This is a genomic window from Rhodococcus sp. PD04 (genome assembly GCF_035918275.1).
In the GTDB taxonomy this organism is placed as follows: domain Bacteria; phylum Actinomycetota; class Actinomycetes; order Mycobacteriales; family Mycobacteriaceae; genus Rhodococcus; species Rhodococcus rhodochrous.
Map to the genome: position 1 here is coordinate 632,753 of NZ_CP142143.1, position 23,002 is coordinate 655,754.

Genomic DNA, 23,002 nt, shown 5'->3' on the forward strand with positions numbered 1-23,002 from the left:
GATCGGAGAACGGTAGAACGTACCCGACGGGAAAGCGCGTCTCCTCCCGGTAATCGGGACACCGGGAGGAGACGCGCTGTTCTCGGATCGAGTGGTGCCGGCGGATCAGGCGGTACGCGTGCCGCGCGGGATCATCAGGGTGAGGGCGATCGTCACCACGGACAGGACGACGAGCATGGCGCCGACCGTGTTGATTCCGGCGAGAGGCGTCGCCGCGAAGGCGAGCAGCATGGTGGCGACGGACGTACCGACACCCTGGCCCGCGGTGCGGAGCACGGCGTTCGTTCCGGCCGCCTCACTGGTATTGCGCTCGGGCACGGCCTCGACGATCAGGTTCGGAATCGCGGTGTAGGCGAAGGCGGTTGCGACCGACACCACGACCACCATCGCGGTCATGGCCACCACGGAGTGGTGCGCGGTGAGCATGACGACGATGCCGGCGAGGAAGAGTCCGGTGCCGAGCAGCATCGACGCCCGCGAGCCGACCGCGGCGGAGATCCGGCCGCTGAGCGGGGTGCAGGCGAAACCGAACAGGGACCCGATGAACGACAGCCAGCCCGCGTGCGTTGCGCTCAGGCCCAGGCCGAAGTCGCCGGTGGACGGTGTCTGCATGATGATGGGGATGATCATGGTGACCACGCCCAGCGGGCCCGCCGCGATGGCGACGGTGGCCAGCATCGTGAGCGAGAACTTGCGGTCGGCGAACAGTCGCACGTTGATGATGGGGGAGGGGATACGCAGCTCCCACTTCACGAACAGGACCAGTGCGACGGCACCGCCGAGGACGAGTCCCAGCGTCCGTGCATCCGACCAGCCCCAGGCCTGGGACCTGCTGACTCCGAGGAGGATCGCGGCGACCGCAGCCGCGAAGGCGACCGCTCCGAGATAGTCGACCTTCTCGGAGGTACCGGTGGCCCGGCGCCAGGGCAGGACGAACCACACCAGCAGCAGGGCGAAGATCGCGTACGCGGCGGCGACGACGAAGATCATGTGCCAGCTGGCGTTGTCGATCAGCAGGCCTGCGACGAGCAACGACGCGGATCCCGCTGCCACGGCCGAACCCGAGATCAGCGCAACCGCAACCGGAACACGCGCTGCAGGAAGGTGTTCGCGTGCGAGGCCGATGCACAGCGGAAGGATCGCGCCGGCCACACCCTGGATCGCACGGCCGATGATGATGCTGGTGAGGCTGTCACCGACGGCGCTGACGATCGACCCCAGCGCTGCGACGGCGAGAAGGATCACGAGGATCCGTTCGCGGCCGTACATGTCGCCGAGACGGCCGCAGACGGCGGCAGAGGCGGCTGCGACGAGCAGGAAGGACGTCACCGCCCACCCGACCGTCGAAGCGTTGCTGTCGAATTCGGTGATGAGGGTCGGGATCGCGGCGAACATCATCGATGATTCGAACGCACTGATGATCTCGACCACGATCAGGACCGATACGATCACCCACACCGGTTTCTGCCGGTCGAACCGGCCCCGCTTCCTGGCGGTCGACGATTCCGAATGGGAGAGTTCGTTGGCATAGGATGTCACAGCACATTCCAGACTCTCGGCGACCCGATCACGGGCCGCGGTTCCTGATCCACGGATGGGAGTGGCTCGGATCACTTTGTAGATCAGGTGAGATACGTCTCGTTGTGCAATCCCGGTGAGCGAGATCGGGTTTCGGACCCTCAGATCAGGGCGGCCTCGTGCACCGCACGATCGAACTCCGGAAGGTCCGCGCCGGCACGCAGAGTGCTCGCGAGCGAGGGGTCGGCCAGGTGCAACCGGCCGATGGCGATGAGGTCGAACTCGTCGGCGCCCAGTCGTCGTTCGAGTTCGGGAACGTTGTTCCGCACGGGTGCGCTGCCCAGCAACCGGCTCTCCCGCAGCGTCGTTCCGATACCCACGCTGCCCACCGCCATCGACAGTGCGCCGGTGACCTTCTTCGCCCAGCCCGCGAGAGTGAGATCGCTGCCTTCGAATGCCGGCATGTCGAAGCGGCGGATGCTCGCGTCGAACACGTCGACACCCGCTTCCGCCAGCGGCGTGAGGACGGCCTTCAGTTCGTCCGGGGTGCGGGCGATCCGCGCATCGTAGTTCTGCTGCTTGTGCTGGGAGAACCGGTAGAAGATCGGCAGGTCGTCGCCGATGCGCGCGCGGATGGCCGCGACCACCGATGCGGGGAATCGGGTGCGACGCTCGAGGTCGCCGCCCCATTCGTCGTCGCGGAGATTCGTTCCCTCCCAGAGGAACGAGTCGAGCAGGTAGCCGTGCCCGCCGTGCAGTGCGATGCCGTCGAAACCGACCCGGGCCGCGGATGCGGCCGCATCGGCGTAGGCCGCGATCACCTGTTCGATGTCCTCGGTCGTCATCGCCCGGGTGGGCTCGGACGCCCGTGCGACGTACTCCTCGCCGTAGGACGTCACGCCGGGCTCGCCCCAGACACCCGAGGGACGCATGGGCGTGAGCGACGGGTCGACGTCGGCGGTCATCGCGCCCCAGAGCGGACCGACGTGCCACAGCTGAGGAACGATGCGTCCACCCTCGGCGTGGATCGCGTCGACGACGCGGCTCCACCCTTCGAGCGCCTCCTCGCCGTACATGTGGGGCACGCGCGGGTTGTCGACCGCCGTAGGGTGGTCGATGGCGACACCCTCGGTGACGATCAGACCCGTGCCCCCCGCGGCGCGGCGCCGGTAGTACTCCACGACGTCCGGGCCGGGCACGCCGCCCGGCGAGTGCGAGCGGGTCATCGGCGACATCACGATGCGGTTGCGGAGTTCGAGGGAACGGACCGTCAGGGGGCGGAAGAGGGGGGACTCGGTATCCGGCATCGTGGTCTCGACTCTTTCGGCTCGTTCGGGTGACGGGGGCGGGCGGATTCGATCCGCATCCGATGTTGTACCCACGGCCGGACGGAGGGACCGGGCGTCTCCTGCTGAGTGAGATCTTCCGGCCGACACGGGTCCACCCGGCGGGAATTGTGCAACAGGTCACTCTCCGAGTACTCTCGCCGGTACCCACAAGAATGAATTTCAGTTTTGCCGCGGTCGTGGGTGATCGGTAATCCGGAGAAAGGGTGACGATGTCCGAGTCGCATCATGAGCAGGCGCCCCGAGCGCCGAAGCGCGAACTGCCCGCGTCGATGGTCGAGCGGATGACCCTGATCCTCGACGCCTTCGACGACCTCTCCTCGCGACTCACCCTCGAGGAGGTCGCGTGCCGGACCCAGCTCCCGCGCTCGACCGTCCACCGCATCCTCGACCAGATGGTGCGACTCGACTGGATCGACCACGCGTCCTTCGGCTACTGCCTCGGACGTCGCGCGAAGGCCATGGGGGACGGCGACAACGGGCACATCCGCATCCGTGAGGCCGCGGCGCCGCACCTCCACGAACTGCACATGACCACCGGCATGGTCGCCCACCTGTCCGTCCTCGACGGAGGCGACTGCGTCTACCTCGACAAGATCGGCGGTCAGCTCGCCGCGGCGCTGCCGTCCCGGGTCGGCGGACGCTCACCCGCCTACGCCACCGCCGGCGGCAAGGCGCTGCTCGCCGGCCTCGAACCGGAGCAGGTCGACGTCCTCTACGGCGGACCGAACCTGCCGCCCCGCACCGAGCGGACCATCACCGACCTGTCGACCCTGCACCTCGAACTCAACCGCATCCGCCGTCGACACGGACTGGCCTTCGAAACCGGCGAGGCCACCGCCGGCATGTCGTGCGTCGGCGCCGCGATCCGCAGCCCTGCATCGCCGGTCGCCGCGATCTCCCTGTGCGGTCCCACCCGCCCCGGCCACCTCGAACGCATAGCACCGCTGGTCGCCGATGCGGTCCGCACGATCTCGCGCGCGCTCTATCCCGAACTCGACACCCCCCGACGCAATCGCGCCGCACGCACGTCCGCAGCGTCGTGGTCGCCGCAGGTCATGGAGCAGATGCTCGCCACACAGTCCCACGGCTGGATCTGACGGACGGATCCGCAGGCAGGTCCGACGGCACCACGTCCGGGCCGTCGGCGGAGGAAACTTCCCGGTGATCGGGAGTGTCCGGGTCGCGTGAGGTGAATCACTGGAAACCTCGACCTCATGACGACGGAATGGACTTTCGAGAACACGGCGAGAGAACTCGCGACCGACCGCGGCACCCTCCGCTACCACGAAGCCGGTGAGGGTGAACCCCTCCTGCTGCTCCACGGCTCCGGGCCGGGCGTCACCGGCTGGCGGAACTACCGCGGTGTGCTCGCCGATCTTGCCGAGCACTACCGGTGCCTCGTCCTGGAGTTCCCCGGCTTCGGTGTGAGCGACCCGTGCGAAGGGCACCCGATGGCGATGGCATCGGTCGCGGTGACCGACTTCCTCGACGGACTCGGCCTCGACCGCGTGTCGATCATCGGGAACTCGATGGGCGGCATCGTCGGGACGCAGTTCGCGATCGCACAGCCCGACCGGGTGAAGAAGCTCGTCACCATCGGAGGCGCCGGCCGGTCGGTCTTCGCGCCGTCGCCGGGCGAGGGCATCCGGCTGCTCATGGAGTTCACGGACGATCCCACGCGCGACAAGCTCGTCCGCTGGCTGCGGTCGATGGTCTACGACCCCGCGATCGTCACCGAGGAACTCATCGAGGAGCGGTGGGCGCTGGCCACCGAACCGAAGACCCTCGAGATCGCCAGACGCATGTACAGCACCGCCGCCTTCGCCGCGGGTGCGAAGGCCGCTGCCGCCTCCGACGCCACCCCGTACTGGGCGCAGCTCCACAAGATCACCGCGCCGGTGCTGCTGACCTGGGGTCGCGACGACCGCGTCAGCCCCGTCGACATGGGGATGCTTCCCATGCGCGAACTGCGCCACGGCGAACTCCACGTGTTCCCGAACTGCGGCCACTGGGCGATGATCGAAGCACGCGAGGCGTGGCTGTCGGCGGTGCTCGCGTTCCTTCGCCGCGACGACGCGTAGCCAACCGTCCGCGCGGACTCGTAATCTGCTCCCGCTCAGCCACACCGACCGCTCCCGCTCAGCCACACCGACCGCTCCCGCTCAGTGGAAAAACGACGATGCAAGTGCGGTTCACCTGAGACCGTAGGCGTCAACGGAACCGACGCTCACCACGTCGTATCGGGGCGTCACCCTCACAGAGCTGGAGAGATCATGGGACAGGTGCTCGACTCCGTTTCGGAGTTCGCAGACGAGATCCGCGCGGACGGTGCCGAAGGCGACACCCTGATGCGGCTGACCGACCGCAGCGCGAAGAGGCTCCGCGACGCCGGCGTCATCCGCCTCCTGCAACCGAAGGAATTCGGGGGCCTCGAGGCGCACCCGCGCGAGTTCGCGGAGACCGCCATGGCCATCGGCGCCATGGACGGTGCGACCGGCTGGGTCAGCGGCATCGTCGGTGTCCACCCGTGGGAGATGGCCTTCTTCGACCCGAAGGCCCAGGAGGAGGTGTGGGGCGAGAACCCCGACACCTGGATCGCATCCCCGTACGCACCGATGGGTGTCGCGACCCCCGTCGACGGCGGATACATCCTCAACGGCCGCTGGTCGTTCTCGTCGGGCACCGACCACTGCGACTGGGTGATGATCGGCGCGGCCGTGGGCGACAAGGACGGCAACCGCCTGAGCCCGCCGCAGAGCCTGCACGTGCTGCTGCCGCGATCGGACTACCGGATCGACCACGACAGCTGGAACGTCGTCGGCCTGCGCGGCACCGGTTCGAAGGATCTCGTCGTCGAGAACGCCTTCCTCCCCGAGTACCGGACGCTGCGCGCCGAGCGCGTCATGGGCGGGGTGGCGTGGCAGGACGCCGGACGCGACGAGACGCTCTACAAGTTCCCCTTCTCGTGCATCTTCCCGCTCGGCATCACCTCGTCGCTCATCGGCATCGCCGAGGGCGCACTGAACTGCTACATCGAGACCCAGCGCGAGCGGGTCACGGTGTCGGGCACCGCGATCAAGCAGGACCCGTACGTATTGTCGAACCTCGGTGACGCCGCGGCGGAGATCGCCGCCTCGCGTGCCGCCCTGCTCGAAACCGTCGACCGATTCTGGGATCTGACCGAGCGGGGCATCGAGGTCACCTTCGAGCAGCGCGCGATCGGACGCCGGACCCAGGTCGCCGCAGCATGGCGGGCCGTGCGCGCCGTCGACGAGATCTTCTCGCGGGCCGGCGGCGGCGCGTTGCAGCTGAGCAATCCGCTGCAGCGCTTCTGGCGCGACGCGCACGCCGGTCTGAGCCACGCCATCCACGTCCCCGGTTCGATCTTCCACGCCGCGACGCTCACCCAGCTCGGCGAAGAGCCGCAGGGCATGATGCGGTCGATGATCTGACTTCACATCCATTACGGCGAAGGAACATTCGGATATGACGGACATTCGGTTATGACGGACATTCGCGGACTGGGTTATCTCAGGATCCAGACCACAGACATCGCACGGTGGCGCGAACTCGTCGTCGACGGACTCGGCATGGCGATCGGTACCGGGCCGGAACCCGACGGCCTGTACCTGCGTGTCGACGAACGGCGGGCACGCCTGATCGTGTTGCCCGGTGAGGTCGACAATGCGCTCGCCGTGGGCTGGGAGGTGCGCGACGAGTTCGCGCTGCGTCGAGTGCGCGAAGCGGTCGAGAAGGCCGGCATCGCCGTCGAGGTCCTCTCCGAGGAGGAGTCGACCTATCGCGACGCCGAGCAGGTCATCGCATTCGACGATCCGGGCGGCACCCGCACCGAGGTCTTCTTCGGTCCGGTGCTCGACCACAGCCCGGTCGTGACGCCGTTCGCCGGTGTCTTCCACACCGGTGAGGAAGGGCTCGGCCACGTCGTCCTGCCCACCGCGGCGTTCGGGGAGTCGTACGAGTTCTACACCGAGGCACTCGGTTTCCTGCCGCGCGGAGCGACGCGGCTCGGTGGCCTGTCGGCACCGCCGCCCGTGCGGCGCGTGCGCTTCCTGGGCGTCAACCGCCGCCACCACAGCCTCGCGTTGTGCCCGGCGCCGCCCACCGCCGAACCGGGTCTCGTGCACCTGATGCTCGAAGTCGAGACGCTCGACGCGGTCGGTCAGGCCCTGGACCGGGTGAACAAGCTCGGCTTCTCGATCTCGTCGACCCTGGGCCGGCACACCAACGACAAGATGGTCTCCTTCTACGTCCGTGCTCCCGGCGGATGGGACATCGAGTTCGGTACCGAGGGCATGCTCGTCGACGAGACCTTCTACACCGCGGAGGAGATCACGGCCGACAGCTACTGGGGCCACGACTGGTCGGGTTCCGAGCCCCTCGCGGCGTTCTCGCCGCCGGCAGGCTGACCCCGTCCGTCCGATGACCGCCGACGACGTCCTGGATGCGGTCCGAGACCTGATCCCCGGAATCGCCGCTCGCGCAGCGGAGACCGACAGACTCGGCCGCGTCCCCGACGGGACGGTCCGTGAACTCGTCGCCGCCGGTGTGTTCCGCATGCTGCAGCCACGCCGGTACGGCGGGTTCGAGACCGAACCTGCACGCTTCTTCGAGGTCGTGCGGACGATCTCGGCGGCCTGCGGTTCGACGGGGTGGATCGCGTCCGTCGTCGGCGTCCACCCCTGGCACCTGGCCCTGTTCCACGATCGGGCGCAGCGCGAGGTCTGGGGTGAGGACGATTCGACGCTCGTCTCGTCGGCGTACGCCCCGGTGGGCCGTCTGATCCCCGTCGACGACGGATACCGGTTGTCGGGGACGTGGATGTTCTCGTCCGGTTGCCGGTTCGCGTCCTGGGCGTTGCTCGGCGCCGTGGTGGTCGGATCGGAGGGCAGGCCGGTCGATTTCGTCACGGTGCTCGTGCCCCGCAGCGACTACACGATCCGTGACGTCTGGAACGTCGTGGGGATGCGCGGGACGAGCAGCGACGAGATCGTCGTCGACGACGTCTTCGTGCCCGACCACCGGGTGAAGAGCAACTACGAGACGTCGCAACTACGCGGACCGGGCCGGAAGGTGAACACCGGTCCGCTCTACCGCCTTCCGTTCGCCGCGTTGTTCACCACGAGCGTCCCCGTCCCCGTCGTCGGAGTCGTCGCGGGCTGTTACGACGAGTATCTGTCCTCGATGCGCGAGCGGGTGCGGCTGAGCCTCGGTGGGGGACGGTTCGTCGACGATCCCTTCGCGCAGGTCGCCGTGGGGCGCGTCGCGTCGGACATCGACGCCGCGACACTGCAACTCGACCGCAACATCCGTGAACTGTGGGAGCTGGCGAAGGCGGGCAGGCAGATCCCGATGCAGCTGCGACTGCGCACCCGGCGGGATCAGGTGCGCGCCACCGAGCGTGCGGTCGAGGCGATCGACCTGCTGTTCAGGACCGCAGGCGGGACGTCGTTGTTCCTCGGTGGTGTCGTCGAACGGGCGTGGCGCGACGCGCATGCCGGCAGCGTCCACGTCGCGAACGAACCGGAACGGGCCTATGCGCTGTACGGGCGGGACGCGTTCGGTCTCCCGGTCGAGGACAATCTGATCTGACCCCGTACCGGACTCCGGCCGTCCTTCGCACGCGCGAACCGGTGTCGGCAGGGCATGTTCCGGTCATCGGGACGAATCGTATCGCCGTGCCGCGGTGGCGCATAGCGTCCGCGGGAACGCACCGTCACCGTTCCCGTTCGGAAGGAATGCCTCCATGAGCGCCTCACCGGTCCGCCCGATCTCCGTCCACGACATCGAGACGTGGGATCTCGAATCCGACGTCGTCATAGCAGGTTTCGGCATCGCCGGTGTCTCCGCCGCCATCGGTGCCGCCGAGAGCGGCGCGGACGTGCTGGTGCTCGAACGTACCGGGGGCGGTGGGGGAGCGGCGGCGTTGTCGGGCGGCATCGTCTACCTCGGCGGTGGCACGCGACTGCAGAAGGCCTGCGGATTCGACGACACCCCCGAGAACATGAAGACCTTCCTCGCCGCGGCTCTCGGTCCGGGCGTCGACGAGGCCAAGCTCGACGTCTACTGCGAGGGCAGCGTCGACCACTTCGATTGGCTCGAATCGTGCGGGGTGCCCTACAAGGAAGGGTTCTGGTCGCAGCCCGGCTGGGAGTGCCCGGAGGACGACTCGCTGATGTACAGCGGCGGCGAGAACGCTGCCCCCTTCTCCTCGCTCGTCGACCCCGCGCCGCGCGGTCACCTCGCCCGGGTGCCGATGCCGCGCACCGGCGATCAGGGCGCCGGCCACGTGCTCATGACCACCCTCATCGCCAAGGCCGCCCACCTCGGCGTGCGCGTCGAATCCGACGTCCGCGTCCAGCGTCTCGTCGTCGACGACACCGGAAGGGTCGTCGGGATCGTCGCCCAGCGTTTCGGCGACACCCTCGCGGTGAGGGCGCGTCGCGGCGTGGTCCTGGCCACCGGATCGTTCGCCTACAACGACGAGATGATGCAGGCCTACGCGCCTCGGCTGTACCAGCGTCCCGCCGCCACGGTCGAGGAGCACGACGGTCGCGGCATCCTCATGGCACAGGCGCTGGGTGCGCGTCTGGCACACATGGACGCGTGCGAGGTCGCCTTCTTCTGCGACCCCCAGCTGATCGCACGCGGCATCCTCGTCAACGGTCGCGGTCAGCGTTACGTCGCCGAGGACACCTATCCGGGCCGCGTCGGTCAGCTCACCATGTACCAGAACGACAACCAGGCGTTCCTCGTCCTCGACGAGCAGGCCTACGAGAAGGGGATGGCGGCGCCGAGTTCGAGTCCGCAGTTGCGTCACCGGCCCACCTGGGTGTGTGAGACGGTCGCCGAACTCGAATCCGAGATGGGACTGCCCGAGGGCGCCCTGACCGCGACGGTGGAGCTGTACAACAAACATGCCGAGCAGGGGACGGATCCGGTCCTCGGGAAGAAGCCCGAGTGGGTGCGGCCGATCGGGTCCCCGATCGCGGCGATCGACCTGCGGAGCATGACCGGCGGTTTCACCCTGGGCGGACTGCAGACCTCGATCGATTCGGAGGTCCTGCATGTCGACGGGGAGCCGATCCCCGGTCTGTACGCCGCGGGTCGCTGCACGTCGGGCCTGTCGGCGTGGGGGTATTGCAGCGGCATCTCCCTCGGTGACGGGAGCTTCTTCGGGCGGCGGGCCGGCATCCGCGCCGCTGCCTCGTAGACGACGGGGTGTGCGTGCGGTGCCCGTCCACCGCACACACACCTTCCCCGTCAGCGGCCGAGATCGAACCCGCCGCGGTAGAACACCATCGGACCGTCGTCGGCGAGGCACTCGAGTTCCGCGACCCGGCCGATGACGACATCGTGATCACCCGCGACGTGCACGTCCTCCACCGAGGCGTGCACCCGCAGCAGGACATCCGGCAGCGACGGAGTGCCCCAGCGGGACAGTTCCCAGTCGAGACCGTCGAACTTCGAACCGCGGCTCGATCCGAAACGCGCGCACAGATCGCTCTGGCCGGCACCGAGCACGTTGACGGTGAACCGGCCGGCGCGGCGGATCCGCGGCCACGCGCGACCGCGGTGATCCGCGCAGAACAACACGAGGGGCGGCTCGAGCGAGACCGACGCGAACGACTGGCACGCGAAGCCTGTGGGTCCGTCCTCGTCGAGACCGGTCACGACGGTGACGCCGCTCGCGAACCGTCCCATGGCGCGTCGCATCTCGTCGGCGCCGGGCAGCTCGATGTCGTAACCGATGTCGCGGGTCGGTATCCGGGTCTGCATGTGGCTCACTCCGATTCGATCGTGGAGGTCGAGTCCGACCGTCCTTCTCCGACTCCGACGTTATGACCGGCGAAGGTCGGGACGGGCCGGCTTCTCGCTCAGTGGACGCTCGGATCCGATGCCGTCCCCGCACGACGTCCGGTGCCCGTGCTCCCACCGTTCGGGACCGTGGGTGAGCTGCGATGCGACAATCTGCCGGGCGGTTCGGTGCAGAATCGACGGGTCGTCATCGCGGAAAGGGGAACCGGTGCCCAGAATCGGTAAGGCACGGGACGGAGCCGAGCCGACCTCGGTCGAACAACGGCGACGACACGTGCGGATCCTCGAGGCCGCAGCGCAGCTGGGGTCCGAGCACGAACTGGCCCGTGTGCAGATGACCGAGGTGGCGAAGAACGCCGGGGTCGCGATCGGCACCCTGTACCGATACTTTCCGTCGAAGACGCACCTGTTCGTGGCGTTGCTGCTCCACCGGCTCGAACTCGGCGCCGACCGGCTGCCCGAGAGGAAGCCGGGAACGAGCGCGCGCGAGGCGATCACCGAGACACTCGTCGAGATGACCCGCCGGTTCGTCGACCGTCCGCGCCTGGCCTCCGCGATGTTGCTGTCCAACAGCACCGCCCCGGCATCGGTGGTGCCGGACTCCGTCGAGGTGAGGCGGACGTTCCACCGGATCCTGTTCGAGAAGGCAGGCCTCGACGAGCCGACCGAGGAGGATCGCAACGCCGTGCGGCTGTTGTCGATGTTGTGGTCCGGACTGTTGGTGACCTATCTCAACGGCGGCGCGACCCTCGAAGAGACCGAGGCCGATGTGCGGAGCAGCTGCGACCTGCTGCTCGCGCACCTGTCCGAGTAGGGACCCGAAACGACGCGAGTCCCCCTGCGCGGTCTGCGGAGAAGGACTCACGTCGTCGGTGCGAGAAGGCTATCCGGCCGCACCGATCGGGGGTGCGGTGTCCAGGACGTCCCCGAGGGCGGCCGCCGTCGCGTCGGCGCCGCCGAAGGTGAACGCCAGCTGCCGTCCCCACAGGAAGTAGCGGTGGATGGGGTAGTCGATGTCGGCGCCGATACCGCCGTGCAGGTGCTGGCCGGTCAGACCGACCCGCACACTCCCGCGCGACGCCCACCACTTCGCGACCAGCGCGGCGGACTCGGCTTCGTCCTCGCGTCCGACGTCGAGCAGCCATGCGGCCCTGCGCATCGTGAGGCGGATCGCCTCGGTGTCGAGGTAGGCGTCGGCTGCGCGCAACGCGACCGCCTGGTTGGTCGACAGCGGCCGGCCGAACTGCACGCGCTCGGAGGTGTACTTCGCCGTCGCCCGCAGCGTCTCTTCGCACACGCCGAGCGCCACGGCGGCCAGGGCGACGCGGATACGACGCCGGGTCCAGGCCGCGATCTGCTCCCCGTCGCCGGGCAGGACGTCCTCGGCTCCGATGTGCGCGTCGGTGAACCGCACGGCCGCTTCGGCGCCGCGACCGGTCACCTCCACCGGGGTGGCCTCGACGCCGGTCGCATCCACGGGGGCGATGACGACGGCGACCGAGTCGTCGTCGCACCGGACGGGGACGACCACTCCCGCGATGGCGGGCGCCCACGGCACGGACGGAATCTCCCCGCTGATGACGAGGTCGTCGCCCTTGCGGATGGCGGTGACGGTGGGGCTCGCCCCGGGGGTGTCGTCGAACGCGCCGGTCAGGACGACGGAACCGTCGAGGAGCCCCGGCAGGAACCGGGCGGTCTGGGTGCTCGAACCGAAGTGGGCGAGCGGGAGAGCGGCGCCGGCGACGGCCGACCACACGGGGACGGGGGCGACGCGACGGCCTTGCTGCTGCAGGATCGTCGTCAGCCCCAGCATCCCCATGCCGGCGCCACCGGCGGATTCGGGCAGGGCGAGTCCGAGCAGCCCGGAGTCGGCGAGGGCCTTCCACAGGGTGGCGTCGAAACCGCCCTCGGTGCGCTCCACCTCCACGACCCGTTCGACTGCGGCGAGAGAGCCGAAGACCTGCGAGGCGAGGTCTTCGACCGCGATCAGATCGTCGTCGAGTTCGAATTCCATGTCAGCTCCTCGTCTCGGCGGGTGTCTTCGTTGCGGCAGCGTCGGGGCTCGTAGGGGCGTCTGCGACACCGGGGCGCCTACGGGCGCCGAGTGTCATCCCGAGGGTCCGGGCGGCGACGATCTCGCGCATCACCTCGTTGCTGCCACCGCCGAAGGTGTTGTTCTGGGCGCGCCGGGCGAGAGCCTCGACCCGGCCCTCGATCACCGCGCCGTGGCTGCCGGGACGCAGCAGGCCGCGAGCACCGAGCACCTCCTGCAACATGCCGTAGGCCGCGACCACGCCCTCGGTGCCGAAGACCTTCGCGGCGGCCGAATCGCCGCCGTCGAGCGTGTTCGCCGCAATGTCCGACACCAGGCGCAGGTTGACGAGGTCGGTCGCCGACAGCAGCGCGTAGACCTCGGCGAGCGTCGCGCGCACCCACGGGACGTCGAACAGCACACCGGGGCCGAAGGGCTCCTGCTTCGCCCAGGCGAGGACCTCGTCGTACATCTCGTTGGCGATGCCACCGCGGGCGGCCAGCGCGACACGCTCGTGGTTGAGCTGGCTCGTGATGAGGGTCCAGCCACCGTTGAGCTCGCCGACGACGTTGCTCAGCGGAACACGAATGTTCTCGTAGTACGTGACCGCCGTGCTGATTCCACCGACGGTCCGGATCTCGGTGGCGGAGAAGCCCGGCGACGAGGTCGGCACGAGCACGACCGAGATCCCCTTGTGGCGGGACGCGTCCGGATCGGTGCGCACGGCGAGCCAGATCCAGTCGGCGAAGATGGCCGAACTCGTGAACAGCTTGTTGCCGTCGATGACCAGTTCGTCGCCCTCGACACGCGCCCTGGTCTGAAGTGCGGCGAGGTCGGTGCCGGCGCCCGGCTCGGTGTATCCGATCGCGAACTTCAGTTCACCGGTGAGGATCTTGGGCAGGAAGAAGTCCTTCTGTTCCTGCGTGCCGTACTTCATCAGTGCCGGGGCGACGGTGTTGAGTGTGACCAGCGAGACCGGCGCGCCGGCGCGGATCGTCTCGTCGTAGAAGACGTAGAGCGCCTCGGGATCCTCCCCGCGTCCGCCGTACTCCTCGGGCCACCCCAGGCCGAGCCAGCCGTCGGCGCCCATCTGCCGGTAGATCTTGTCGAAGACCGGTCCACCCTCGGTCTGATCGACCAGGGCGCGTCGATCGTCGTCGTCGATGATGCGGGCGAAGTACTCCCGCAGTTCGGTGCGCAGCCGCCGTGACGTGTCGGACAGCTCGGGATGCATGTGGTCTCCTGAGAGGTGGTCGGGGCCCGGGTTGCGGGCCTAACGGTCGGCCGAGAGGACGATCGCGCTGTGCGGCACCGGCGATCCGCCCGTGACGAGCACGTTGTCGAGTGTCTTCGCCGGCTGGTTCACGGAGGTGCCGCGGATGAGCCGGACGCCTTCGGCGATGCCGTTGACGCCGTGGATGTAGCCTTCGCCGAGCTGACCGCCGTGGGTGTTGATCGGCAGTCGCCCGTCCACCTCGAGGTTGCCGTCGGCGATGAAGTCCTTCGCCTCACCGCGACCGCAGAAGCCGTACTCCTCGAGCTGGAGCAGGACCATGGGGGTGAACGCGTCGTACAGGATCGCGGCGTCGATGCCCTCGGGGCCGAAACCGGCCTGACCCCACATCTGCCGGGCGACCAGTTCAACCTCGGGCATCACGTCGATGTCGTCGCGGTAGTAGCTGCTCATCGAGATCTGCTGCGGTCCGACGCCCTGGGCGGCGGCGGTGATGACGGCCGGGGGATGCGGAAGGTCGCGTGCCCGTTCGGTACTCACGATGACCAGTGCCTGGCCGCCGTCGCTCTCCTGGCAGCAGTCGAGCAGGCGGAGGGGGTCGGCGAGCATCCGCGAGTTCTGGTGGTCGTCGAGGGTGATGGGCCGCTCGTAGAACCAGGCCTTGGGGTTGTTCGCTGCGTGCTTGCGCGAGAGCACCGAGATCTGCCCGAAGTCCGCGCTGGTCGCCCCGTACTTGTGCATGTAGGTGCGCGCCAGGAAGGCCTCCTGCTGAGCGGGAGTGAGCAGGCCGTACGGGTTGATCCAGTTCCGGTATTCCTGGTCGGTGTTCGAGTTGTACGCGAAGGGCGGCGGCCCGGCGCCGAAACGGTGGCCCGAGCGCTCGTTGAAGGCGCGGTAGACGACCACGACGTCGGCGACACCGCTCGAGACGGCCAGTGCGGCCTGCTGCACGGGTGCGCAGGCGCCGCCACCGCCGTGCGGGATCCGGCTGAAGAACTTCAGTTCCGGGATGCCGAGCGCGCGGGCGACGGCGATCTCGGGGTTGGTCTCCATGGTGAACAGCGCGAAGCCGTCGACCTCTTCGACGCCGATCTGCGCGTCATCGAGAGCGGCGAGGACCGACTCGCACGCGAGCTGCCATTCGCTGCGGCCGGAGTTCTTGGAGAACTCGGTGGCTCCGATACCGGCGATGGCGGCGGCTCCGGAGAAGCCCTTGACGGTCATCGGCTCTTCCTCTCGTACGGCTCCACCACGACCTCCGCGGTGACGTGGACGCCTCTGCTGTTGCGGCCCTGCACCTTCAAGGTGACGGTCGCGCCGTCGACGGCGGTCACCTCACCGTTCATGTGCATGGGGTCGCCGGGGAAGCAGGGCACGCCCAGGCGCAGCGACGCGCGGCGCACCCGCGCCGACGGTCCGGTCCAGTCGGTGACGTACCGGTCGACGAAACCGTTGGTGGCGTTGATGCTCATGAAGACGTCCGGTGTGCCGCGTCCGAGTGCGGCGTCCGGGTCGTGGTGCACGTCCTCGAAATCCTGCGACGCGATCGCGGTGGCCACGATGGTCGTGCGATCGATCGGCAGGACGAGTTCGGGAAGTTCCTGTCCGACAGTGCATTCGGCGAGGTTCATGCGTCTCCTCCGGGCTTGCGCAGCTGGGGCAGGATCTCACCGTGCGCGTGCTCGGAGAATCCCACCTCGAGTTCCATGCCGATCTCGAGGGTGTCGTGGTCGACACCCGCGATGTCGGCGACGATGCGGATTCCTTCGTCGAGGTCGATCAGCCCGACGGCGAGCGGGTACTCGAAGGCGGGATCCTGCGGGTGGTGGATGATCGTCCAGCTGTGAAGCGTTCCGCGCCGCGAGGATTCGACGGTCTTCCACTCGAACGAGCGGCACGCGGGGCAGGCCGGGCCGGGAGGATGGCGCAGAGTGCCGCAGTTGCTGCACTGTTGGATCTCGAGTCGGCCCTCACGGACGGCGTCGAACCAGAACTGGTTGTCCTGGGTGATGGTGAGCCGGGGGACGGCGGTCATCGCGTCTCCTTGTCGGTGTTCGGGTTGAACCGGAGCATCCGGAAGCGTTCCTCGGCGACGACTTCGCCGTTCTGGTCCTCGTAGCGCTTGTACAGCGTGAAGAATCGGCCGTCTCCGAGACCCGTTCGCTTGATCTGAGATACGGACTCGATCGTGTAGTGGGCAGTGATGTGATCGCCCGGGACGAGTTCGCGGTGGTAGTCCTGCTCGACGTTCGTCGCGACGACGGAGGTGAAACCCTCGCGATCGAGGTCGGCGAGCATCCGGGAGTACGCGAAGTCCTCCACGACGCCCTCGGTGCGCTTGCGCTGCACCTCACGCCAGCGGCGGTAGCCGGCCATGATCCAGGTGGAGATCATGGCGGGCGGGCAGACGACGGAGTCGCGCCCGGTCTCGCGGGCGGCCTCGACGTCGACGTAGATCGGATTGAAGTCGTCGTGGGCCTCGACCCAGTTGCGGATCATGGCGTCGTTGACGGCGTACCGGGCCACGCGGGGTGGTTCGGCCACCTGCCCGACGTATTTCTCGTAATCCTGCTCGACGGTCTGCATGGCCCAGTCACTCCTCTTCGACACGCGCGTTCGTCGTCACGCTAAGTGGGGCCGAGAAGCAAGTTCCCGTGATTCCCACTGAGCAGGAGCAGCGACGGAGGACGAGGGGGAGCAGTACCGAACCAAGCGATTGCTTGGTAAGTTGTCGGCGTGAGACCCGCGCATCCCGCGGGGTGAACGACGTGGAGGCAGCGAATGGATCTGGGACTCGACGGCGCGGTCGTGCTCGTCACCGGGGGGATACGAGGAGTCGGTGCGGGCATCACCAGGGTGTTCCTGCGCGCCGGAGCGACCGTCGTGACATGCGCACGCAACGAACCCGAACAGCCTGTCGAAGCGGACGGGCGGACCGCGGAGTTCCTGACGTGCGACGTTCGCGACGCCGATCAGGTCGGCACGTTGATCGAGACCATCGTGGAGCGTCACGGTCGGCTCGACGCCGTGGTGAACAACGCCGGCGGGTCGCCGTACGCACTGGCGGCCGATGCCAGCCCGAAGTTCCACGCCAAGATCGTGGAACTGAACCTGCTGTCCCCGCTGCTGGTCGCGCAGGCTGCCAACGCGGTGATGCAGAAGCAGGACACCGGCGGCTCGATCGTCAACATCTCGAGCGTGAGCGGATCGCGCCCCTCGCCGGGAACCGCGGCCTACGGTGCGGCCAAGGCGGGCGTCGACAGTCTCGCACAGTCGCTCGCCGTCGAGTGGGCACCGAAGGTGCGGGTGAACTCGGTGGTGGTCGGCCTGGTCGAAACCGAACAGTCGCACCTGTTCTACGGCGACAAGGCAGGCGTCGCCGCAGTCGGCGAGACCGTTCCGCTGGGGCGGCTGGCCCAGCCCGAAGATATCGGTCACTGCGCCGCATTCCTGGCCTCTCCGCTGTCGGCCTACGTCAGCGGATCGACATTGACCGTCCACGGCGGCGGTGAACGCCCTGCCTACATGGCAGCGGCCGAAACGAAGGAGACGAAGTGAGTGGACTGCTGGACGGGCGCGTCGTCATCGTGACCGGCGCCGGGCGAGGACTGGGTCGCGCCCATGCCCTCGCCTTCGCCGCGGAGGGTGCGAAGGTCGTCGTCAACGACATCGGTGTCGGCAGCGACGGTTCGGCCACGGGTGAGTCGCCCGGCGAGCTGGTCGTCGAGGAGATCCGCGCGGCCGGGGGAGAAGCCGTCGTCAACGGCGACGACGTCGCCGACTGGGCCGGCGCCGAGAATCTCGTCAAGACCGCCCTCGACAACTTCGGCCGCCTCGACGTGCTCGTCAACAACGCCGGCTTCCTGCGCGACCGCATGCTCGCCAACATGAGCGAGGAGGAGTGGGACGCTGTCATCCGCGTGCACCTCAAGGGGCACTTCGCGCCGATGCGTCACGCCATGACCTACTGGCGCGCCGAGTCCAAGGCCGGCAACCCCGTCGACGCCCGCATCATCAACACCAGCTCGGGCGCCGGACTGATGGGCAGCATCGGTCAGGGCAACTACGCCGCCGCCAAGGCCGGCATCGCGACGCTCACGATCCAGGCCGCAGCCGAATTCGGCCGCTACGGGGTGACCGTCAACGCGATCGCACCCTCGGCGCGCACCCGCATGACCGTCGGTGCCGGTGGCGCGATGGCCGAGATGATGGCCGCGCCCGAAGAGGGTTTCGACGCCATGGCGCCGGAGAACGTCTCGCCGCTGGTCGTATGGCTCGGCAGTGCCGAAGCGAAGGACGTGACCGGGCGTGTGTTCGAGGCCGAAGGTGGCAAGGTGTCGCTGGCCGACGGATGGCGCCACGGTGAGACGATCGACAAGGGCGACCGCTGGGATCCGAAGGAACTCGGTCCCGTCGTCGAGAAGCTGATCGCAGCGTCGCAGCCGCCGACGCCGGTCTACGGAGCGTGATGTCCTCGTGCGCGTTTCCGGTGGTCGCCACCGGAAACGCGCACGGGCAGCCGATCTAGGCGGGCGTGCGGATGATGAGGGTGGAGCCGGGGAAGTAGGCGGCGAGTTCGGAGCGCGCCTGCTTGAGCGTGGCGGTGCCGTAACCCTGCTTGCGGAACTCGGGATGCACCCAGATCCGCACGTCGACCTCGTTGCCGGTCAGCTCACCGAACGCGAAGCCGATTGCCTTCGGCTCGTCGCCCGAAAGATCCTCGGCCACAAGCCACATCCCGGACTCGTCGTCCATCAGCTCGGCGCCGCGCTGCCGCTCGGACTCGACCAGCTCGTCGCTGTCCGCGCCCAGCTGGTCGGCGCAGCGGACCTTGAACAGCGCCGTGTCGGCCGCACTGTGCGAGATGGGCCGCAACCGGAAATGCGCGCCGGTCGCGTACGGACGCGCTGCCGTCGTCCACTGCAGCACCGCATCGAGATCGTCGAGTTCTTCACGGATCTTCTTCCGCTCCGCCTGGGTCAGGCGGCGGAAGGGAAGGTTCAGCACGGCCTCCGCGCAGAACTCGTCGGTGTCGAGCAGAGAGGCGAGCTTCGCGACCGCGTCGCCCCGATCCCTGCTCTCGACGATCACGTCGAGCACCTCGTGGCGTTGTTCGAGCGCTCGGAGCAGCGCGGCCGCGATCTCCCGCCGGTCGAGTACCTTGTCGTGATTCGTGGTTGCCATCGTGCGACATCCCTTCGTCGAGAACCTGGACGTACGAGACTCAGTATTCCCGCACGGGACCGTCCCGGCGAGCCGTGCCGACCGGGATGCTCACTCGCACACGACGACGGGAATCACACGGTCGGTCCACGACTGGTAGTTGTCGAAGTCCGGGTACATCGCCGTCAGGCGCGGCCAGTAGGCCGCTCGTTCCTCGTCGCTCGCGACCCGCGCCCGCATGGTCCGGATGCGCGACTTGATCTGCACCGTGACCTCCGGGTTCGCCTGGATGTTGCGGAACCACAAGGGGTGCTTGGGCAGTCCGCCCTGGGAGGCGACCAGGACCACCTTGTCGCCGTCCTCGAGGAACAACAGCGGGGCCGTCCGCGGCTGCCCGGTCTTCCTCCCGATCGTGGTCACCAGGCACACCGGGATGCCCCAGGGGAAGGCGCTTCCCACACGCCACTTCCCGCCGATGCGACCGCCGGTCGCCCGGTACGCCGCGACGTTGAACCGCGACATCCACTTGATGATCGAGACCGTGGCCTTCGAATCGAGGCCCTTCGGTGCCGTTTCGGTGCCCATGTCAGATGCGCTCGATGATGGTGCCCGTCGCCAGCGCGCCGCCGGCGCACATCGAGATCAGAGCGGTCGACGCGTCGCGCCGCTCGAGTTCGTGCAGCGCGGTGGTGATCAGGCGCGAGCCCGTGGAACCGACGGGATGGCCGAGCGCGATGGCACCGCCGTTGACGTTGACCTTGTCCATGTCCGGTCCGTGCACCTGGGCCCAGGACAGCAGTACCGACGCAAAGGCCTCGTTGACCTCGAACAGGTCGAGATCGCCGATGCTCATGCCGGCCTTCTCGAGAACCTTCGCGGTGGCCTGGACGGGGCCGTCGAGGTGGAACTCGGGTTCGGCGCCGACGAGTGCCTGCGCGACGATCCGCGCCCGCGGCTTCAGTCCGAGTGCCTTCGCCCGGTCGGAGTCCATGAGCAGCACGGCGGCGGCTCCGTCGGAGATCTGCGACGAGGTGCCGGCGGTGTGGATGCCGCCCTCGAGCACGGGCTTCAGCTTCGCCAGCGACTCGGCCGACGTCTCGCGCAGACCCTGGTCGCGGGTGACGGTCGCCTTCTCGCCGGTGCGGTTGCCCTCCTTGTCGACGACGGGTGCGACGACCGGCAGCACCTCGCGGTCGAACCGGCCCTCGTCCCAGGCCTGCTTCGCGAGCTGCTGCGAGCGCACGCCGAGGGCGTCGACATCCTCGCGGGTGATGCCGCGGCGCCGCGCGATGCGTTCGGCGGCCTCGAACTGATTGGGCATGTCGATGTTCCAGGACTCCGGCCGGCGCGGGCCCGCCTGGTCGCCGACGTTGGCGCCGAGGGGCACCTGGGTCATCGCCTCGATACCGCACGCGATGCCCACGTCGATGGCGCCGGTGGCGATGAGGCCTGCGATGAGGTGGTTGGCCTGCTGCGCCGATCCGCACTGGGCGTCGATGGTGGTCGCGCCGACCTGCCAGGGCAGGCCCGCGTTGAGCCACGCGGTGCGGGTGATGTTGTTGGACTGGGCGCCCGCCTGGGTGACGCAGCCACCGATGACCTGTTCGACGAGCTCGGCGTCGATGCCGGCGCGTTCGACGAGTCCGGCCTGGACGGCGCCCAGGATCTCGGCAGCGTGCAGGCCCGCGAGCCATCCACCCCGCTTGCCGATCGGGGTCCGTGCGGCCTCGACGATGACTGGTGTGCCCACTTCGGGCTCCTTTCTCCTACGTTCTTCGCAAAATAGAACAGGTTTCTCCGAGAGGCAACAGAACTTGATTATCACACGGGACGTGCGGATCTCTTGGTCGCACGGCGCACCTGTGTTTGAATGGTTCTAGAACGTGTTACAAATCACGCGAGCGGTACTCGCCAGGGCAGGAGAGATATCAGTGGCGCAGCCGAACATCCCCGAAGACATCGACTTCACCGATCCCGATCTGTACGCAGACCGTATGCCGTTCGAAGAGTTCGCGGAACTGCGCAAGACGGCACCGGTGTGGTGGAACAAGAAGTCTCCCGACGTCGGTGGTTTCCACGACGAGGGTTTCTGGGTTGTCTCCCGGCACGAGGAGGTCCGTGAGGTCTCCCGCCGGAGCGACGTGTTCTCCAACTGGGAGAACACTGCGATTCCGCGGTTCAACGACGACATTCCGCGCGAGGCCATCGAACTGCAGCGCCACGTCCTGCTCAACAAGGACGCCCCCGAGCACACCAAGCTGCGCAAACTCGTCGCCCGAGGCTTCACGCCCCGTGCGATCAACGGCCTGCGCGACGAGCTCGACCGTCGCTCCAAGATGATCGTCCAGGAGGCCTGCCAGGCCGGTCGGGGTGACTTCGTCACGCAGATCGCCGCGGAACTGCCGCTGCAGGCGATCGCCGATCTCATCGGCGTCCCGCAGGAGGACCGCGCGAAGATCTTCGAGTGGTCCAACCAGATGACGGGCTACGACGACCCGGACAACACCGCCGATCCGGCGGCCGCCTCCATGGAGGTGCTGGGCTACGCCTACCAGATGGCCGCCGCCCGCAAGGAGAACCCGGCCGACGACATCGTCACCACCCTCATCGAGGCCGACATCGACGGCGACGAGCTGGCTCCCGAGGAGTTCGGCTTCTTCTTCATCGTCCTCGCGGTGGCTGGCAACGAGACCACCCGCAACGCCATCACCCACGGCATGGCGGCCTTCCTCGACAACCCCGAGCAGTGGGAGATCTTCAAGCGCGACCGGCCGAAGACCGCCGCCGACGAGATCATCCGCTGGGCCACCCCGGTCACCTCGTTCCAGCGCACGGCGCTCGAGGACACCGAGCTCGGCGGACAGACGATCCGCAAGGGCGAGCGCGTCGTCATGCTGTACGCCTCGGCCAACAACGACGAAGAGGTGTTCGAGAACCCCCGCGAGTTCGACATTCTCCGGGATCCCAACCCGCACCTCGCCTTCGGTGGCACCGGGGCGCACTACTGCCTCGGTGCGAACCTCGCCCGCATGGAGATCGACCTGATCTTCAACGCGATCGCCGACCACATTCCCGACATCACCAAGATCGGCGACCCGCACCGTCTGCGGTCGGGCTGGCTCAACGGCATCAAGGAATTCCAGGTCGACTACAAGACCTCGGGAGGATGCCCGGTCCAGCACTGAGCGACCACAGCGCAGATCCCCGGACGCCGTCAGGCGTCCGGGGATCTCGTTGTTTCTGTGCCGATCATTCCTCGGGTGAGGGGTCTCCCGGATCGCGGGCCGGCATGATGACGCGGCTGATCAGCCGCCGTCGCCTGCCGGGGCCCGGGCCGAGTTCGGCATAGCGCGCGAACAACTGTGCCATCTCACCCACGAGATCCAGGGCCTCCGCGTCGGTGAGCTCGAGCGCGACCTGCCGATAGCCCACGACGTCGTCGGCCATGCCTCGCCGGTTCGGGTCGTCGAGATACGCGTCGAAGTCGTCGAGCAACTGCGCGGCGAAGACGAGGAAGGCGCGCCGGTGGTCGTCGGCGCTCATCTCCTCGGCCTGGGCGCCGGTGACCTGGGCGCGTTCGGTGACGAGCCGGAACGTGCGCTCGACGGTGCCGCGCACGCGACGTTCGGAGACGACCTCGAGTACCCCGGCGTCGACGAGGGTCGAGATCTGGCGGTAGAGCGTCGCGGTGGAGACGTCGTCGAGCAGTGTGCGCAGCTGAGCGGTGGTCGCGGTGCGATCGCCGAGCAGTGCCTGGACGATGCGTAGCCGGACCGGATGCAGCAGCAGTTCTGCGGTGGTCATGCTCCCCCTTCCGTCCCAACCTTCTCACAGTTGACATTGATCTCAACAATGAGAATAATCGCTGTC

The 23,002-nt window shown here is 68.2% G+C and carries 23 protein-coding genes; 10 read left to right on the forward strand and 13 right to left on the reverse strand.

All coding sequences use genetic code 11. The features are described 5' to 3' along the window. Positions 1 to 105: 105 nt before the first annotated feature. Both U9J23_RS02930 and U9J23_RS02935 read right to left on the reverse strand, forming a co-directional pair. A complete protein-coding gene (locus U9J23_RS02930; protein ID WP_059382627.1) occupies positions 106 to 1,452 on the reverse strand; it encodes an MFS transporter in 1,347 nt (448 codons plus the stop codon). Between the two features lie 227 nt (positions 1,453 to 1,679). After that, on the reverse strand, positions 1,680 to 2,825 hold the full coding sequence (locus U9J23_RS02935; protein ID WP_326601293.1) for an oxidoreductase: 1,146 nt from the start codon (positions 2,823 to 2,825) through the stop codon (positions 1,680 to 1,682). Between the two features lie 245 nt (positions 2,826 to 3,070). On the opposite strand from U9J23_RS02935, the gene U9J23_RS02940 reads away from it, so the two are divergent. The 6 genes from U9J23_RS02940 to U9J23_RS02965 all read left to right on the forward strand — a co-directional run bounded on the left by U9J23_RS02940 (position 3,071) and on the right by U9J23_RS02965 (position 10,098). Then, positions 3,071 to 3,964, forward strand: coding sequence for an IclR family transcriptional regulator (locus U9J23_RS02940; protein WP_059382520.1), 894 nt, complete (start codon positions 3,071 to 3,073; stop codon positions 3,962 to 3,964). A gap of 117 nt (positions 3,965 to 4,081) precedes the next feature. Next, a complete protein-coding gene (locus tag U9J23_RS02945) occupies positions 4,082 to 4,948 on the forward strand; it encodes an alpha/beta fold hydrolase (protein ID WP_059382519.1) in 867 nt (288 codons plus the stop codon). Between the two features lie 192 nt (positions 4,949 to 5,140). After that, entirely contained in the window at positions 5,141 to 6,319 is a 1,179-nt protein-coding gene (locus U9J23_RS02950; RefSeq protein ID WP_272267024.1) for an acyl-CoA dehydrogenase family protein, read from the forward strand. A 51-nt stretch (positions 6,320 to 6,370) separates the two neighbouring features. Continuing rightward, positions 6,371 to 7,294 (forward strand): VOC family protein, encoded by a 924-nt coding sequence (locus tag U9J23_RS02955; RefSeq protein ID WP_059382517.1) that lies wholly within the window; start codon positions 6,371 to 6,373, stop codon positions 7,292 to 7,294. 13 nt (positions 7,295 to 7,307) lie between these two features. Then, positions 7,308 to 8,477, forward strand: coding sequence for a 3-hydroxy-9,10-secoandrosta-1,3,5(10)-triene-9,17-dione monooxygenase oxygenase subunit (gene hsaA, locus U9J23_RS02960; RefSeq protein WP_326601297.1), 1,170 nt, complete (start codon positions 7,308 to 7,310; stop codon positions 8,475 to 8,477). A 154-nt stretch (positions 8,478 to 8,631) separates the two neighbouring features. After that, positions 8,632 to 10,098 carry an FAD-dependent oxidoreductase gene (locus U9J23_RS02965; protein WP_326601299.1) on the forward strand — a complete coding sequence of 489 codons (1,467 nt, stop codon included), beginning with the start codon at positions 8,632 to 8,634 and terminating at the stop codon, positions 10,096 to 10,098. 50 nt (positions 10,099 to 10,148) lie between these two features. On the opposite strand, the gene U9J23_RS02970 is transcribed toward U9J23_RS02965, so the two are convergent. Then, complete coding sequence (locus U9J23_RS02970; protein ID WP_272267021.1) at positions 10,149 to 10,664, reverse strand: flavin reductase family protein; 516 nt, start codon at positions 10,662 to 10,664, stop codon at positions 10,149 to 10,151. A 247-nt stretch (positions 10,665 to 10,911) separates the two neighbouring features. Between U9J23_RS02970 and U9J23_RS02975 the strand changes: the two genes are divergently transcribed. Beyond that, positions 10,912 to 11,517, forward strand: a complete 606-nt coding sequence (locus U9J23_RS02975; protein ID WP_059382513.1) for a TetR family transcriptional regulator — start codon at positions 10,912 to 10,914, stop codon at positions 11,515 to 11,517. Between the two features lie 69 nt (positions 11,518 to 11,586). Here U9J23_RS02975 and U9J23_RS02980 read toward each other — a convergent pair whose 3' ends face one another. From U9J23_RS02980 to U9J23_RS03005, 6 genes are read right to left on the reverse strand one after another with little or no spacing between them, the layout of a single operon-like run. Further along, positions 11,587 to 12,717 carry an acyl-CoA dehydrogenase family protein gene (locus U9J23_RS02980; RefSeq protein ID WP_272267019.1) on the reverse strand — a complete coding sequence of 377 codons (1,131 nt, stop codon included), beginning with the start codon at positions 12,715 to 12,717 and terminating at the stop codon, positions 11,587 to 11,589. A 1-nt stretch (position 12,718) separates the two neighbouring features. Beyond that, positions 12,719 to 13,969 (reverse strand): acyl-CoA dehydrogenase family protein, encoded by a 1,251-nt coding sequence (locus U9J23_RS02985; protein WP_272267018.1) that lies wholly within the window; start codon positions 13,967 to 13,969, stop codon positions 12,719 to 12,721. A gap of 39 nt (positions 13,970 to 14,008) precedes the next feature. Beyond that, positions 14,009 to 15,193 carry a lipid-transfer protein gene (locus tag U9J23_RS02990; protein ID WP_326601303.1) on the reverse strand — a complete coding sequence of 395 codons (1,185 nt, stop codon included), beginning with the start codon at positions 15,191 to 15,193 and terminating at the stop codon, positions 14,009 to 14,011. Then, positions 15,190 to 15,600, reverse strand: coding sequence for a MaoC/PaaZ C-terminal domain-containing protein (locus tag U9J23_RS02995; protein ID WP_060653717.1), 411 nt, complete (start codon positions 15,598 to 15,600; stop codon positions 15,190 to 15,192). Before U9J23_RS02995 ends, U9J23_RS02990 begins: the two co-directional genes overlap by 4 nt. Next, positions 15,597 to 16,004 (reverse strand): Zn-ribbon domain-containing OB-fold protein, encoded by a 408-nt coding sequence (locus U9J23_RS03000; protein WP_085469416.1) that lies wholly within the window; start codon positions 16,002 to 16,004, stop codon positions 15,597 to 15,599. The genes U9J23_RS02995 and U9J23_RS03000 overlap by 4 nt, the downstream gene beginning before the upstream one ends. Next, positions 16,001 to 16,555, reverse strand: coding sequence for an FAS1-like dehydratase domain-containing protein (locus U9J23_RS03005; protein WP_085469415.1), 555 nt, complete (start codon positions 16,553 to 16,555; stop codon positions 16,001 to 16,003). The genes U9J23_RS03000 and U9J23_RS03005 overlap by 4 nt, the downstream gene beginning before the upstream one ends. 195 nt (positions 16,556 to 16,750) lie before the next feature. Here U9J23_RS03005 and U9J23_RS03010 point away from each other — a divergent pair, with 195 nt between their 5' ends. Together U9J23_RS03010 and U9J23_RS03015 are read left to right on the forward strand one after the other, a co-directional pair. Continuing rightward, on the forward strand, positions 16,751 to 17,527 hold the full coding sequence (locus U9J23_RS03010; protein ID WP_085469414.1) for an SDR family oxidoreductase: 777 nt from the start codon (positions 16,751 to 16,753) through the stop codon (positions 17,525 to 17,527). After that, positions 17,524 to 18,438, forward strand: a complete 915-nt coding sequence (locus U9J23_RS03015) for an SDR family oxidoreductase (protein ID WP_145709477.1) — start codon at positions 17,524 to 17,526, stop codon at positions 18,436 to 18,438. The genes U9J23_RS03010 and U9J23_RS03015 overlap by 4 nt, the downstream gene beginning before the upstream one ends. A 55-nt stretch (positions 18,439 to 18,493) precedes the next feature. Here U9J23_RS03015 and U9J23_RS03020 read toward each other — a convergent pair whose 3' ends face one another. The 3 genes from U9J23_RS03020 to U9J23_RS03030 form a co-directional block, all read right to left on the reverse strand. Continuing rightward, positions 18,494 to 19,153, reverse strand: coding sequence for a GNAT family N-acetyltransferase (locus U9J23_RS03020; RefSeq protein ID WP_326601308.1), 660 nt, complete (start codon positions 19,151 to 19,153; stop codon positions 18,494 to 18,496). A gap of 90 nt (positions 19,154 to 19,243) precedes the next feature. After that, entirely contained in the window at positions 19,244 to 19,717 is a 474-nt protein-coding gene (locus tag U9J23_RS03025) for a nitroreductase family deazaflavin-dependent oxidoreductase (RefSeq protein WP_059382503.1), read from the reverse strand. A gap of 1 nt (position 19,718) precedes the next feature. Further along, a complete protein-coding gene (locus U9J23_RS03030; protein ID WP_006551920.1) occupies positions 19,719 to 20,882 on the reverse strand; it encodes a steroid 3-ketoacyl-CoA thiolase in 1,164 nt (387 codons plus the stop codon). A 181-nt stretch (positions 20,883 to 21,063) separates the two neighbouring features. Here U9J23_RS03030 and U9J23_RS03035 point away from each other — a divergent pair, with 181 nt between their 5' ends. Beyond that, positions 21,064 to 22,317, forward strand: coding sequence for a cytochrome P450 (locus U9J23_RS03035; RefSeq protein WP_059382501.1), 1,254 nt, complete (start codon positions 21,064 to 21,066; stop codon positions 22,315 to 22,317). Between the two features lie 64 nt (positions 22,318 to 22,381). On the opposite strand, the gene U9J23_RS03040 is transcribed toward U9J23_RS03035, so the two are convergent. Beyond that, on the reverse strand, positions 22,382 to 22,936 hold the full coding sequence (locus U9J23_RS03040; RefSeq protein WP_059382500.1) for a helix-turn-helix domain-containing protein: 555 nt from the start codon (positions 22,934 to 22,936) through the stop codon (positions 22,382 to 22,384). Positions 22,937 to 23,002 lie beyond the last annotated feature (66 nt).